Source organism: Lysobacter sp. Root690 (assembly GCF_001427785.1).
In the GTDB taxonomy this organism is placed as follows: domain Bacteria; phylum Pseudomonadota; class Gammaproteobacteria; order Xanthomonadales; family Xanthomonadaceae; genus Lysobacter.
The window spans coordinates 836304-849515 of sequence record NZ_LMHM01000001.1; the positions used below are offsets into that span (position 1 = coordinate 836304).

The 13212-nt window shown below is 67.6% G+C and carries 12 protein-coding genes and 1 pseudogene; 3 read left to right on the plus strand and 10 right to left on the minus strand.

Annotation, left to right across the window (positions count from 1 at the left end; all coding sequences use genetic code 11):
• Window positions 1-142 precede the first annotated feature (142 nt).
• Entirely contained in the window at window positions 143-2401 is a 2259-nt protein-coding gene (locus ASD86_RS03645) for a primosomal protein N' (protein ID WP_056106867.1), read from the plus strand.
• 231 nt (window positions 2402-2632) lie between these two features.
• Here ASD86_RS03645 and ASD86_RS03650 read toward each other — a convergent pair whose 3' ends face one another.
• From ASD86_RS03650 to ASD86_RS03660, 3 genes and pseudogenes are all read right to left on the minus strand, one after another.
• Window positions 2633-3055 (minus strand): hypothetical protein, encoded by a 423-nt coding sequence (locus tag ASD86_RS03650; RefSeq protein WP_056106868.1) that lies wholly within the window; start codon window positions 3053-3055, stop codon window positions 2633-2635.
• A 176-nt stretch (window positions 3056-3231) separates the two neighbouring features.
• Window positions 3232-3513 carry a hypothetical protein gene (locus ASD86_RS03655; RefSeq protein ID WP_157476085.1) on the minus strand — a complete coding sequence of 94 codons (282 nt, stop codon included), beginning with the start codon at window positions 3511-3513 and terminating at the stop codon, window positions 3232-3234.
• Window positions 3514-4020: 507 nt separating this feature from the next.
• Window positions 4021-4746, minus strand: a pseudogene (locus ASD86_RS03660) (NYN domain-containing protein); the annotation flags it as partial.
• 180 nt (window positions 4747-4926) lie between these two features.
• Between ASD86_RS03660 and tal the strand changes: the two are divergent.
• Both tal and ASD86_RS03670 read left to right on the plus strand, forming a co-directional pair.
• Complete coding sequence (gene tal, locus ASD86_RS03665; protein ID WP_056106873.1) at window positions 4927-5880, plus strand: transaldolase; 954 nt, start codon at window positions 4927-4929, stop codon at window positions 5878-5880.
• A 10-nt stretch (window positions 5881-5890) separates the two neighbouring features.
• Complete coding sequence (locus tag ASD86_RS03670; RefSeq protein ID WP_056106875.1) at window positions 5891-7180, plus strand: NAD(P)/FAD-dependent oxidoreductase; 1290 nt, start codon at window positions 5891-5893, stop codon at window positions 7178-7180.
• A gap of 81 nt (window positions 7181-7261) precedes the next feature.
• Here ASD86_RS03670 and ASD86_RS03675 read toward each other — a convergent pair whose 3' ends face one another.
• The 7 genes from ASD86_RS03675 to ASD86_RS03705 form a co-directional block, all read right to left on the minus strand.
• Window positions 7262-7690, minus strand: coding sequence for a hypothetical protein (locus ASD86_RS03675; protein ID WP_056106877.1), 429 nt, complete (start codon window positions 7688-7690; stop codon window positions 7262-7264).
• Between the two features lie 266 nt (window positions 7691-7956).
• Window positions 7957-8424, minus strand: coding sequence for a DUF1203 domain-containing protein (locus tag ASD86_RS03680; protein ID WP_056106879.1), 468 nt, complete (start codon window positions 8422-8424; stop codon window positions 7957-7959).
• A gap of 174 nt (window positions 8425-8598) precedes the next feature.
• Window positions 8599-9477: an RNA polymerase sigma factor RpoH gene (gene rpoH, locus ASD86_RS03685; RefSeq protein ID WP_056106881.1), complete on the minus strand. Its 879-nt coding sequence runs from the start codon at window positions 9475-9477 to the stop codon at window positions 8599-8601.
• Window positions 9478-9998: 521 nt separating this feature from the next.
• Complete coding sequence (locus ASD86_RS03690; protein WP_200957179.1) at window positions 9999-10700, minus strand: N-acetylmannosamine-6-phosphate 2-epimerase; 702 nt, start codon at window positions 10698-10700, stop codon at window positions 9999-10001.
• Between the two features lie 5 nt (window positions 10701-10705).
• Complete coding sequence (locus tag ASD86_RS03695) at window positions 10706-11059, minus strand: hypothetical protein (RefSeq protein ID WP_056106885.1); 354 nt, start codon at window positions 11057-11059, stop codon at window positions 10706-10708.
• Window positions 11060-11079: 20 nt separating this feature from the next.
• On the minus strand, window positions 11080-12246 hold the full coding sequence (locus tag ASD86_RS03700) for a peptidogalycan biosysnthesis protein (RefSeq protein ID WP_056106887.1): 1167 nt from the start codon (window positions 12244-12246) through the stop codon (window positions 11080-11082).
• Between the two features lie 4 nt (window positions 12247-12250).
• Window positions 12251-13003, minus strand: a complete 753-nt coding sequence (locus ASD86_RS03705) for a class I SAM-dependent methyltransferase (RefSeq protein WP_056106889.1) — start codon at window positions 13001-13003, stop codon at window positions 12251-12253.
• Window positions 13004-13212: the final 209 nt, after the last annotated feature.

Consider the following 13212-nt stretch of genomic DNA (forward strand, 5'->3'; position numbering starts at 1 on the left):
ACAGATTTATCCACAGGCGGTGTGGATAAGGAGATTTTCCCTTCGAACTCGGCCACTTGCGTGATTATTGTCACTTAATCCAGAGCAATGCCCTGCAACTGACGCGTCTGCCGCCGTTCGCTCCAGCTCGCTAGACTGAGGCATGCCCGAGGCCCTGTTTCCACCGCCGTCGACCGTCTGGCGGGTCGCTTTGCCGCTGCCGTTGCCGCGGCTGTTCGACTACCTGCCGCCCGCCGGACCGAACGCCGCGGGCGACCCGGTCGGCTGCCGGGTGAGGGTGCCGTTCGGGCGCCGCGAACTGATCGGAGTGGTGACCGAAGTCGGTCCGCCCGAGGCCGGCACCGACCCGGCCGCGCTCAAGGCGGTCGCCGCCCGGCTCGACCCCGAGCCGCTGCTGCACGGCGAGCTGCTCGACTCGCTGCGCTGGCTGGCCCGCTACACCCATGCCCCGCTCGGCGAGGTCCTGGCCACCGCCCTGCCCGGCCCGCTTCGCCACGGCGAGCCGCTGGCCGACACCCATGCCTGGGCCTGGCGTCTCACCGAAGCCGGCGCCACCGCCCGCGAGCGCCTGCGCGCCGGCAAGCCGCGCCGGCTCTCCGACCTGCTGGCCGAACACGGCACGCTCGACGAGGACCGCCTGGACGAACGGCTCGAGGACTGGCGCAGCGCCGCGCGCGCCCTGGCCAAGCGCGAACACGCCGAACGGATCGCGGTGGCGCCCACGCAGCGCGCGCCGGCGCCGCAACCCGGCCCGGCGCTCAACGACGAACAGCAGGCGGCCACCGATTCGGTGCTGGCCGCGCGCGGCCGCTTCGCCGCGTTCCTGCTCGACGGGGTCACCGGCAGCGGCAAGACCGAGATCTACCTGCACGCGATCGCCGACTGCCTGGCGCGCGGCAAGCAGGCGCTGATCCTGGTGCCCGAGATCGGCCTGACCCCGCAGACCCTGGCCCGCTTCCGCGCCCGCCTCGGCGTGCCGGTGCATGCGCTGCACTCGGGCCTGAGCGACGGCGAACGCGCCCGCACCTGGGCCGCGTTCGCGCGCGGGCAGGCGCGGGTCGCGGTCGGCACCCGCTCGGCGGTGTTCCTGCCGCTGCGCGAACCGGGCCTGATCGTGATCGACGAAGAACACGACGGCAGCTTCAAGCAGCTCGACGGCATCCGTTATCACGCCCGCGATTTCGCCCTGGTCCGGGCCAAGGCGCTCGACGTGCCGGTGCTGCTCGGCAGCGCCACGCCGTCACTGGAATCGCTGCGCAACGCCCAGGCCGGGCGCTACGGCCATCTGCAACTCAAGCGCCGCGCCGGCCAGGCGCAGCCGCCGCGGGTGCGGGTGCTCGACGTGCGCAAGCGCCCGCTCGAAGCCGGCCTGTCGCCGGAGCTGATCGAACGCATCGGCGGCGAACTGCGCGCCGGCGGCCAGGTGCTGGTGTTCAAGAACCGGCGCGGTTACGCCCCGGTGCTGCTGTGCCACGACTGCGGCTGGACCGCGCACTGCCCGCGTTGCTCGACCCCACTCAAGGGCACGCCGATGACCGTGCACGGCGGCGGCCGGCGCCTGCAATGCCATCACTGCGGTACTCGCCGGCCGGCGCCGGACGCGTGTCCGGATTGCGGCGGGCTAGCCCTGCAATCGCAGGGCGCGGGCACCGAGCGGATCGAGGAATCGCTGGCCGCGCGGTTTCCGGATTTTCCGGTCATGCGCATCGATCGCGGCAGCACCCAGAAGCGCGATGCGCTGGAACAGATGCTGGGCGAATTCGGCACGACGCCGGGTGTGCTGGTCGGCACCCAGATGCTCGCCAAGGGCCACGACCTGCCGAATCTGACTTTGGTCGCGGTGGTCGGCATCGACGAAGGCTTGTTCAGCGCCGACTTCCGCGCGCCGGAAAAACTCGCGCAGTTGCTGATCCAGGTCGCCGGCCGCGCCGGCCGCGCCGACAAACCCGGCGAGGTGATGCTGCAGACCCATCATCCCGATCACGAACTGCTGCATACGCTGCTGTCCGGCGGCTATCCGGCGTTTGCCGAAGTCGAACTGGCGCAGCGCGAAGCCGCCGGGTTTCCACCATTCGCGCACATGGCACTGATCCGCGCCGAGGCGCAGGAAGTCGAAGCGGCGAACGCGTTCCTGGCGATGGCGCGGCGCGAGTTCGAACGCGTCGCCGGCCCGCGCGCGCGCAACGCCGCCGATCCGGCCACGTCGCTGGAAGTCAACGGACCGGTGCCCGCGCCGATGCCGCGCCGCGCTGGTTACCTGCGCGCGCAGTTGATCCTGTCCGCGCCCGAACGCCGCCCGTTGCACGCCGCGCTCGATGCGGCGTTGCCGGCGATCCATGCCGCGCCGGAAGCGCGCAAGGTGCGCTGGTCGCTGGATGTGGATCCAGCCGATCTGTACTGACGCCACCGCTTCATTGCGGCGATTCGTGCCGCGGAAACCCGCATCGCGCGCTCGTCGCCGCACATCATCTCGCCGATCTGCGCCGATGCTCCGCTGCTCCCTGTAGGAGCGGCGCAAGCTGCGACCGCGACATCTCGCTTGCGTCGTATATGAGGTGTCGCGGTCGCGGGCGAGAACTTCAGCTCCTGATAAATACAGATTCCGCACGTAGCGACTGCATGCGCGCGGAGCTCAACGCACCTCGATCTTCAACGAATACTTCACCACCGCGCCGCGACGCGCGCTGGCGCGCGGCTGATACATCTGGATGCGATACACGCCATCGGCCGGCAGCCGCGCGCCGCGGGTGTCGTCGCCTTCCAGCGGCAAGGCGAGCTGTTGCGGATCAGGCAGTACGTAATCGGCCGGCGGAAACACGTTGAGGTTGGCGTTGCTGCTGCCGCTCACCTTCACGCTCAACCGCTGGCCGGCCTTGGCGGTGAGTAGATACTCGACGGTGTCGTAGCCCTTGAACGAACCTTTGAGCGTGGTCGCGCTCTGGCCCTTGGCGAAATGCACCGGCACCTGGCTGACCTTGTCGGCGGCCGAAGCCACCGACGAGGACATCAGCAAGGACAGTGCGAGCAAAGCGGCCGATACGGGGTGAGCGATCATGTTCGAGTTCCATGGGGATGGGCGATGACCTTAGCCCAAGCCACACTACGCAATCGTGAACCACGCCGACGTGGCGAAATGAAAGTTCTTCAGCGCCGATATTTTCTCCACGCATTGCACGTAAAAACAGAGCGCGATGTCAACGCGACAACACCGACCCAGCGCGTGCTACCGCCTCACCCACCCAAGCCCGTGCCCGACGAGACCGTGCTTTCATCGCAGGGAAATCCCGCCGGCAGCGACAGCTCGGTGCGCGAATCGATCAATCGCTGACAGCCCACCGCGATCGCGACTGCCGGCTCTGTGATCTCACGCGGACACCGATGCGATTCGCCACCGGTCAGGCCCGCCATGTTCGCCATCGCGCCCATCCGATCCACACGCCGGTCGACATCGCGGCGCCAGGTCAACTCGGTCACTCGCGCCCGTGCCGTGACCGGATCCCCGGCGATCTTCATGCGCGCCCGCGGCTCGGCCGACGCGCGCATCAGCCCGACCGACCACTGCGCCGAGGCGCGACCGTTCTCGACATCAAACCAAACTCAGGACGAGCGGCTGAGGCTGCATGCGAACCCCGACGGCGTACGGTCGCGTCGGTTAGCGCCGCGCATCGAGAGATCGCGGTATATCGATGCGCGACGAGATACCCGCCCGGATGGATCTTGCCGTCGTGTTCAAACGTTGCCGGCGAATACGGATCAGGACTGCGGCTTGCCTGCGGGCTTCGCGGGCGCAGGTGTCGCGGCCGCGGCCGGCTTGGATGCGGGTTGTTGCTTGGATTGTTGCTTGGGCTGCTGCTTTGGATTTTGTTTGGCTTGTTTCTGCGGCTGCGGCTTCGACTGCTTCTTGGGTTGCGGCGCGGCCTGTGGCTTGGACTGCGCCGCAGGCTGTTGCGTGGCTTTCTGCGCAGGCTGTGCCACCGGCTTCACCGGCGAGGCCACCGGCTTGATCACGCTTTTATTCTTGTCGCGTATCCACACGCTGAGCGAATCGCGCCGAATCTCGAACAGCCCCATCGCCTCGATCAGGTCGCTGAGCTTGGGATACCCGTAATTGCGCGGATCGAACGAGGCCTGGTTGCCGACCTGCTGGCCGACGCTCGCCAACCGCGACCAGCCATCGTCGCCACTGGCCGAATCGGTCGCACGCCGCAGCATCTGCACCAGACGGGTATCGCCGCGCAGGTCCTTGGCGCTGCGCGGCGGCGTGGTCGCCACCTCGTCGGCCGGCGCGTCCTCGCTGGCCGGCTGACCCAGGCCTTCGACATAGGTGAACTTCGAACACGCGTTGACGAACGGCTCGGGGGTTTTCTTTTCGCCGAAGCCATAGACCTTGACCCCGTCGGTGAGCAGACGCATCACCAGCGGGGTGAAGTCGGCGTCACTGGAGACGATCGCGAAGCCGTCGAGGTTGCGCGCATACAACAGATCCATCGCGTCGATCACCATCGCCATGTCGGACGCGTTCTTACCCTTGCTGTAGGCGAACTGCTGGATCGGCCGGATCGCGAACTCGTGCAGCACCGCTTCCCAACTCTTGAGGTTCGGGCTTTTCCAGTCGCCGTAGGCGCGGCGCACGTTGGCCACGCCGTAGCGCGCCACCTCGGCCAGAATCACTTCGATCTTCGCCGCCGGCGCGTTGTCGGCATCGATCAGCAGCGCGATGCGTTTTTCTTCCGAAGCCAGGCCCATGCGCTCATTCTCCCTGCCGCCGGCCCGGACGCGGGTGGGCGTTGTCGCGGCCAGCCTAGCGCAACCGCCGCCGCGGCGCGTGGCACTGAAGATCGACGCACTGAAGATAGGCCGGCTTCATGACGGCCTAACCCCGATGCGGGACAATGGCGCGGAATCCGACGACAAGACACTCCCCCCATGAGCAATCAACTCGAACAACTGCGCGCGCTGTCCACGGTGGTCGCCGACACCGGCGACATCGACGCGATCGCCCGCTTCCATCCGCAGGACGCCACCACCAACCCTTCGCTGCTGCTCAAGGCCGCCGGCCTGCCGAATTACGCGCCGTTGATCGACGCGGCCCTCGGCGGCGCCCAGGGCAACGACGAGGCCGCGCGCGTGAGCGACGCCGGCCTGCGTCTGGCGGTGGCGATCGGCGGCGAAATCCTCAAGCTGATCCCCGGCCGCGTCTCGACCGAAGTCGACGCGCGCCTGAGCTTCGACACCCAGGCCAGCCTGGCCCAGGCGCACCGCATCGTCGAGTTGTACGAGCAGGCCGGCATCGGCCGCGATCGTCTGCTGATCAAGCTCGCCTCGACCTGGGAAGGCATCCGCGCCGCCGAGCAACTCGAGCGCGAAGGCATCCACTGCAATCTCACCCTGCTGTTCTCGTTCGCCCAGGCGGTGGCCTGCGCCGAGGCCGGCGTGTACCTGATCTCGCCCTTCGTCGGCCGCATCCTCGACTGGCACCTCGCCAACGGCATGGCCAAGCCGGCGACGCCGCAGGACGATCCGGGCGTGCAGTCGGTCACCCGTATCTGGGAGTACTACAAGCGCAACGGCTACCAGACCGTGGTGATGGGCGCGAGCTTCCGCAACACCGGGCAGGTGCTGGCACTGGCCGGCTGCGACCGGCTGACGATCTCGCCCGAACTGCTCGGCGAACTCGAATCCACTCAAGCAGACGTCAAATGCGCCCTGTCCGACGACGGTCAACGCACCCAACCGACCGAACCGCTCAGCGAAGCCGCATTCCGCTGGCAGCACAACGAAGACGCGATGGCGACCGACAAGCTCGCCGACGGCATCCGCCGCTTCGCCGCCGACCAGCGCAAGCTCGAAGAACAACTCGCCCAGCGTCTGCGCGGCTGAGGCCATCGCGATGAACAACGATCCGCGCAAGCACGTCGTCATCGTCGGCGGCGGTTTCGGCGGTCTGTGGACGACGCGCGCGCTGGCTTCGGCCGACGCGCGCATCACCCTGATCGATCGCCGCAACCACCATCTGTTCCAGCCGTTGCTGTATCAGGTCGCCACCGCCGGCCTGTCGGCGCCGGACATCGCCGCGCCGCTGCGCCACATCCTGCGCAAACAGGCCAACGTCGAAGTGCGGCTTGGCGAAGTGGTCGGCCTGGATGCGGTCGCGCGCAGCGTCACGCTCGCCGACGGTGAGGTGATCGGTTACGACTACTTGCTGCTGGCCAGCGGCGCGACCCACGCCTACTTCGGTCACGACGAATGGGCGCAGCACGCGCCGGGCCTGAAGACGCTCGACGACGCGCTGCACATCCGTCGCCGCGTGCTGACCGCGTTCGAGCGCGCCGAAGCGGCCGACGACGAGGCCGAACGCGCGGCGTGGCTGCATTTCGCCGTGGTCGGCGGCGGCCCGACCGGGGTCGAACTCGCCGGTACCCTGGCCGAGATCGCGCACAAGACTTTGCGTCGCGAGTTCCGCCGCATCGATCCGTCGCAGGCGAAGGTCCGCCTGATCGAAGCCGGGCCGCGAGTGCTCTCCAGCTTTCCCGAGTCGCTGTCGGAGAAAGCGCGCGCGCAGTTGCAGCGATTGGGCGTGGAAGTCGTCACCGGCACACCGGTCGGCGCGATCGGACGCGACGGCTACAGCCTCGGCGCCGAGTTCGTGCCCGCGCGCACGGTGCTGTGGGCGGCCGGCGTCGCCGCCTCGCCGCTGGGCGCGCTGCTCGACGCGCCGCGCGACCGCGCCGGCCGGGTGCGGGTCGAACCCGACCTGACCGTGCCCGGCTATCCGGACATCTTCGTCGCCGGCGACTTGGCGAGCATCCAGCAAGCCAACGGCCAACCGGTGCCGGGGGTCGCGCCCGGCGCCAAGCAGATGGGCAGCTACGTCGCGCGTGCGATCCGCGCGCGCCTCGGCGGCCGCACCATCGACGCCTTCCGCTACGTCGACTACGGCAACCTGGCCACCATCGGCCGCCGCGCCGCGGTGGTCGATCTGCGCGGCTTCAAGTTCTCCGGCTTCCTGGCCTGGGCGTTCTGGCTGGCCGCGCACGTGTTCTTCCTGATCGGCTTCCGCAACCGTCTGATCGTGATGCTCAACTGGTCGTGGGCGTATTTCACCTACCAGCGCCATGCGCGGATCATTTTCGGCGGCGCCGGCGAAGACGGCGATGGCAAGGACGACGACGCCGGCTAAGCCATGCGGACTTCACCGCAACAACGAAGGGCGCCTCGCGGCGCCCTTCGTTTTTTCGATTGAGTCGAATGCGGCGATCGATCAGGTGTAACCGTCGTAATAGAACGCGGTGGCCTGCACGTTCTTGGTCGCGCCGGTATCGAGATCGGTGATGGTCACGCGCAAGGTGGCCTCGCCGTCGCCCTGGGTTTCGGTGCTGATCGACTTCTCGCAGTAAGGCTGATTGCCGCAACCGGCCGGCACGGTGTTGGTCTCCAGGTCGCGCCAGGCATAGGAATAATTGCCCGCGCCCAGGCCGGCTACCTGGAACAGCGCGGTCGTCGGATTGGTCGCGCCGCCCGGCCGCCACACCGAGGTGCAGCTGAAGGCCTCGGGCACGTCCAGTGCATAGGTGTCGACGAAGCAGGTCACCACCGCATTGCTCATGTCGCCCGCTCGTGCCGGCTGGCTGTGCGCCAGCCCCAAAACCGCAATCAACGCGCCCACCGCCCATAGCTTGATGCCTTGCATACACCCTCCATTGGTCTGCGTGACGCGGGCCGCGATCGGCCCGCGCGATTCGGGAAACCGCCGGTCCCGGCGGCTTCGAACGCGAGTCTAGACAGGCCCGGGGGCGCGCATGCGCCTGACGCGGCAAGCGCATGCGGGAGTGCGATGTGGCTTCCACTTTATCCCGATGCGCAGCACATCCCGGCGCGATGCCATCGCAAGTGCAGCATGCCGGCCATCGTCAGGCGCACGCCGTTCGCATCGGCCGATGACGGCCTCGACGCGGCTCAATGCCGATCGATCCGGCACAGGAAGCAGCCGAAGCGCGCGTTGTGCGCCATCACGCTGACCACGCCGTCGATCGCGAACAGCGACTGCAGTTCGTCCTGCGCCGCCGCGCCCTCGACCGCGCGCGCATCGCGCATCCAGCCGTCGCGGTCGTAGGCGCGCAAGGACAGATAGCGGGTCGCCAGGATCGGCGGCAGTTCGTTGCGATAGGTCGGCTCCTGCAGCGCGGCCTCGCGCACGAAGATCGGACCGCTCGCGCGATACGGCCCCAGCGCATGGTGTTCGTACGGCAGCAGCAACAGCGTCTCGCCGACCGCGGCATCGGTCAGCGACACCCGGCAGGGATAACCGCGCGGCGAATCGGCGACGACCCGGCGCATGTCGTGGGCGCGCAGGCGGTCGTCGTCGAGCGCGAACAAGGGACGGAACGGTTCGGGCGACAGGCCGCTGATGCGATAGGCGTTCATGGGCGACTCCAGGCGATGGCTTGAACTCACGATAGCCATCGCCTGGCGCGGTCGATATCCGGATCTTGTCGCGGCCGCGCGCCCTCAGCTCCGCGTGTCGCGGTGGTCGATCGGACAATAAAAAACGGCCCGGTTTCCCGGGCCGTTGCATTGCATCGCGTTATTCGAAGCTTGTTACGCCGCGAACAGGCCGCGCATCTTCTTCAGCGCGTTGGCTTCGATCTGGCGGATACGCTCGGCGCTGACGCCGTATTCGTCGGCCAGTTCCTGCAGGGTGATCTTGCTGTCGTCGTCGAGCCAGCGGCGCTTGATGATGTCGCGCGAACGCGCATCCAGGCCGGACAGACCTTCGCGCAGCAGACCCAGCTTGCTGTCTTCTTCGTCTTCGCGCTCGTAGGACTGCGACGGATCTTCCTCGGCGGCGCGCAGGTACGCGGCCGGCGACGGCGGCGCGTGGTCGTCGTCCTCGTCGGACGGCGCGTCGAAGCCGATGTCGCGACCCGACAGGCGCGATTCCATCTCGAGCACTTCGCGCTCGGAGACGTTGAGGTCCTTGGCGACCTGGCTCACCTCTTCGGCGTTCATCCAACCCAGGCGCTTCTTGCTCTTGCGCAGGTTGAAGAACAGCTTGCGCTGGGCCTTGGTCGTGGCGACCTTGACGATGCGCCAGTTCTTGAGGATGAACTCGTGCATCTCGGCGCGGATCCAATGCACCGCGAACGAGACCAGGCGAACGCCCTGGTCTGGGTCGAAGCGCTTGACCGCCTTCATCAGGCCGATGTTGCCTTCCTGGATGAGGTCGCCGATCTGCAGGCCATAGCCGTTGTAGCCGCGGGCCACATGGACCACGAAGCGCAGATGCGAGTGGACGAGTTCACGGGCCGCGTCGAGGTCTTCGCCCTCGCGGAAACGGCGGGCCAGGGCCTGCTCGTCTTCGGCGGTCAGCACCGGGATCTGATGCACCGCGCCGATATACGCGTCCAGCGAACCGAGCGCGCTGGGCACAGGCAGGTTGTTGGTGACGAGAGCAGCGGATTGGGCAATAGAGGTCATGGGGGTCATCTTAGCAGTCGGCATATAGGACTGCTAAAGGGGGAAAAGGTTCCGCTGTGTTGCGGGATTGGAACGCACGAACGCGGTCTTGGGGTGTCGGTCGCATTCGCTATGACGGGCCTTGGCCGAAATTCCGGTCAAAACCATGAGGCCGAGTCGAAAGCTCAACAACATCAATATGTTACAAAATACAGCCGGTAAGTCCTTGTGAATCTTTCCGCGCGCCGGCCGAATCTGGCCTGCGTTATTCGGCACTGCCGGGCATCCAATTCGGCGGTTTGTTGCCATTTCCCGCCGAATCCCTTTATCCGCGGTTACGCCAGCGGTTTTTCGCGGCACGGCGGCGAGCGAGATAACTATTTGAACCTCATGAATTAAAAGATTATTAAGAGCAGGCGCCGCAGCCGCTCTACCAGACCTTCGCGGGGCCGGGACCCTCATCGATCACGGCCAGGATCGACCGCCAAAGCGAGCTGTTTACGGCATCTTTCAGGCCGCTCGATCGACGCCAAACGCAGCAATTAGCCTGCAATTGCCTTCATTTCGCCGACGAAGCGCGCCGTTATGCGCTGCGGCCGGGTAATGGCACTGCCTATGACCACGAAATCCGCGCCAAGTTGCAGCGCTCGGGCAGCCTGCTGCGGTGTGTCGATACCGCCTTCAGCCACCAGCAGGCAACCGTCGACGGCCCGGCGCATGCGCCGGAACGCGGCGAAGTCGTCCTCCGGCAGGCGCTGGCCGCGGGTAGCCTCGGTATGGCCGAGCGCCGCGCTGGACACGCAGTCGAAGCCCAGCGCCTGCGCCCGCAGGGCCTCGACCGTGGTCGCTACCTCGGCCATCAACCGCAGGCCCGGATGCCGCTTGCGGATCGCGGCGTAGAAGTCGGCCAGGCGTTGGCCGCCCGGACGACGGCGCTCGCTCGCGTCCAGACCGGCCATGTCGGCGCCGGCCTGCGCCACCTGGTCGATCTCGACCAGGGTCGGGGTCAGCGCGATCTCGCAATCCGGATAGACCTGGGTGAGCACGCCAATCAGCGGCGCGTCCACGGCGGCGCGGATCCGGGCGATGTCGTTCGCGCCGTTGGCCAGCACCCCGCAGGCACCGCCCTCGACCGCCGCGCGCGCCATCGCCGGCATGCAACCGTGCATGGGCTCGCCGGGCAAGGCCTGGCACGAGACGACCAAGCCGCCGCGCAGGCGTTCGAACAGGCGGCTGGTCGCCACGCGGTTCATCGCCCGGCGTCGCCGCGCGCCGACGGCAGCGGCGCGTCGTTGAGCAGGCGCGCGTCGAGGATGTCCCACCAACGATCCTGCTCGATCCGTCGTTGCTCCCAGGCCGGGTTCGCGGAACGACGCGACACCTCGCGGCGGTAATCGCCCCAACCGGCTTCGTCGGCGAACGAAATCCAGTGCTCCAGGCTGTGCACGCCCGGCCCGACCGTGCACACGTACCAGCGCGGATCGTGGGCCATGGCCAAGCCGTCGTAGAACCAGCGTTCGCGTTCGTCGACCCAGCGCCAGAACGCGGGCAGATCGGCGCGCGCGACGGCGGTCGGGCGGAAGGTGTAGATCAGATGCAGCATGGCGACTCCGCGTGCATGGATTACAGGAACGCTTGCCAGGCCGGGCCCAGGTGCGCGCCCAGTTCGCGACGATGGCGCTCGGCGAAGCGCCGGTTGTGCCGGTGCATCGCGATCGAATCGAGCGAGCGATCGCTCAGCAGCACCGCCGCGGCCAGCGGCTCGATGCGCGCGCCGCGGCTGGCTTTCGCGTGCAGGGCCGAGGTCGACAGACGCAGTTCGCCGAGTCCTTCACGGGCGGCGTAGTCGATCGGTTCGTAGCAGGTCAGGACGAAGTAGCGGAAATCGCGATCGTCCAGGCTGTAATCGCACCCGTAGTAGCGCGCATGCAGCGCGCGGCCGAAGCGATACAGCAGGCATAGCGCGACGATGCACCGGTCGCGTCGCGCCACGACCGCGATCGGCGACAGCCCTACGTGGCGTTGCGCCTCGAGCATCCGCTGCATCCAGGACGCGCCCTGCGTGCTGCCGTAGCGGGCGCGATTGCAGGCGATCAGTTCCGCCGCGCGCATCTGTTCGGAAGGATCGATGACGCCCCATTCGACCCGATTGTCGCAACGCGCGAACGCGGCGATCTCAGCCCGGACTTCGAAGCGATGGTGCTTGTTCCAACCCGCCATCAGCCCGGCCAGACCGTCGGCTGGAACCTCGATGTTGGCTTCGGCCGAGTGCAGCAGCACGCTGGCGCCGCAGACGTCGGCCAGTTCTCGCGCGGCCGTCAGCGGCATGTACGGCAGGACCACGCCGGCGGCGCCGCGCTCGCGTGCGATGTCGGCCATCGCCTGCAGCAGGCGGCTCAACGCCTGCGCGCGCCGGCGCCCGCTCACGCACGGCACTTGGTTATGGGTCGAACGACGTCCACCACCCCAGACGAAGCCGCGCGTCCATGGGCCGCGAACGTCGTTGAATAAAGCGCCGAGTTCGAACAATCCGTCATCGCGTTCGCCGCTCCATAGCGGGCAGGCAGCGAGTAATCCGGCCGAACTCCAGACCGCAAGCACTTCGCACGCACCCCGTGCGCGATCCAGCCCGGCCAGCCAGGCGTGACTGTTGTAGAAATTCTGATCGCTGACCAACGCATCCCACTCGTGCTCGTCGATGGCGGTGACGCCGCGACCGAGCGACACCGTCAGCGCCTCATCCGTCTCGCCGATGGCTTCGGCCCGTGGCTGCAACAGACAGGCGCGCATGGCCTCAGGCTTTGCGCGCGAGAATCAGCGCCGCGTGCGGACGATCCAGATAGGCGCGCAGCAACGGCGCCGCCGCGGACGGATCGGATGCGGTACTCGGATCGCGCCAGACCAGATCGGTCATGCCGGCCTCGCGCAACGCCGCTTCCAGTGTCGCGCGCGACCAGTACCAGGCATGCACGCTCGCCTGATAGCGACCGTGGCACAGCTCCAGGCGGATGCGCGCGCCGTCCGTGCGCGGCGGGCGATCGTTGTCGTCGTCCGGAATCAGACGAAAGCCATAGGCCTGGTAGTAGTCGGGATCGGGCTGGTAGTCCGGATGGATCGGCAGCGCGACCAATCGCCCGCCGGGACGCAGCAAACCGGCGAGCGCGCCGCACATCTCGCCCAATTCCCGCGTGCTGGTGGCGTAAGGCAGCACGTAAACGCTAAGCACCACATCGAACCGGCCGGCGAAACGCGGCTGCAGTTCGGATACGAACTCGATGTCCAGGCCTTCTTTCTCTGCCCTGCGCCGCGCGTACCCAAGCATGCCGTCGGCCAGGTCGTAGCCGACCACCGAGCGTGCGCCGCTGCGTTTGAGCAGGCGCGAATACAGACCGCTGCCGCAACCGAAGTCGAGCACGTCCAGGCCATGCAGATCGCCGAGCGCCGCGATCACGCTCGGCGTCTCGATATCGTGCCGGAACGGCCAGCTCGCCATGTCCTCGTACAACGCGGCCAGCTCATCGAACTGCGCGGCGACTTCCTTGCTCATCGGGCTCTCCCGGCGATCGAGCGATCGTCTTGTCCGAGCCGTGAGTTAGGCAAATCCATGCGCGCGCGGTCGCGCCGGCAATCACGTTTCCAAAGCGACGCGGCTAACCGACGCTCACACTGGGACGGCGATCGTGCATGGCGCCGCGGCCGCCGTCGGGACGTTCAAATCTGCAACAACGCGATCGATCGCGCGCGCTGGAAAACGAA

Excerpts from the sequence above, each read along its gene's own strand:
- ASD86_RS03645 (WP_056106867.1), top strand. The coding sequence starts at position 143 with ATGCCCGAGGCCCTGTTTCCACCGCCGTCGACCGTCTGGCGGGTCGCT.
- ASD86_RS03650 (WP_056106868.1), bottom strand. The coding sequence starts at position 3,055 with ATGATCGCTCACCCCGTATCGGCCGCTTTGCTCGCACTGTCCTTGCTG.
- ASD86_RS03655 (WP_157476085.1), bottom strand. The coding sequence starts at position 3,513 with ATGAAGATCGCCGGGGATCCGGTCACGGCACGGGCGCGAGTGACCGAG.
- tal (WP_056106873.1), top strand. The coding sequence starts at position 4,927 with ATGAGCAATCAACTCGAACAACTGCGCGCGCTGTCCACGGTGGTCGCC.
- ASD86_RS03670 (WP_056106875.1), top strand. The coding sequence starts at position 5,891 with ATGAACAACGATCCGCGCAAGCACGTCGTCATCGTCGGCGGCGGTTTC.
- ASD86_RS03675 (WP_056106877.1), bottom strand. The coding sequence starts at position 7,690 with ATGCAAGGCATCAAGCTATGGGCGGTGGGCGCGTTGATTGCGGTTTTG.
- ASD86_RS03680 (WP_056106879.1), bottom strand. The coding sequence starts at position 8,424 with ATGAACGCCTATCGCATCAGCGGCCTGTCGCCCGAACCGTTCCGTCCC.
- rpoH (WP_056106881.1), bottom strand. The coding sequence starts at position 9,477 with ATGACCTCTATTGCCCAATCCGCTGCTCTCGTCACCAACAACCTGCCT.
- ASD86_RS03695 (WP_056106885.1), bottom strand. The coding sequence starts at position 11,059 with ATGCTGCATCTGATCTACACCTTCCGCCCGACCGCCGTCGCGCGCGCC.
- ASD86_RS03700 (WP_056106887.1), bottom strand. The coding sequence starts at position 12,246 with ATGCGCGCCTGTCTGTTGCAGCCACGGGCCGAAGCCATCGGCGAGACG.
- ASD86_RS03705 (WP_056106889.1), bottom strand. The coding sequence starts at position 13,003 with ATGAGCAAGGAAGTCGCCGCGCAGTTCGATGAGCTGGCCGCGTTGTAC.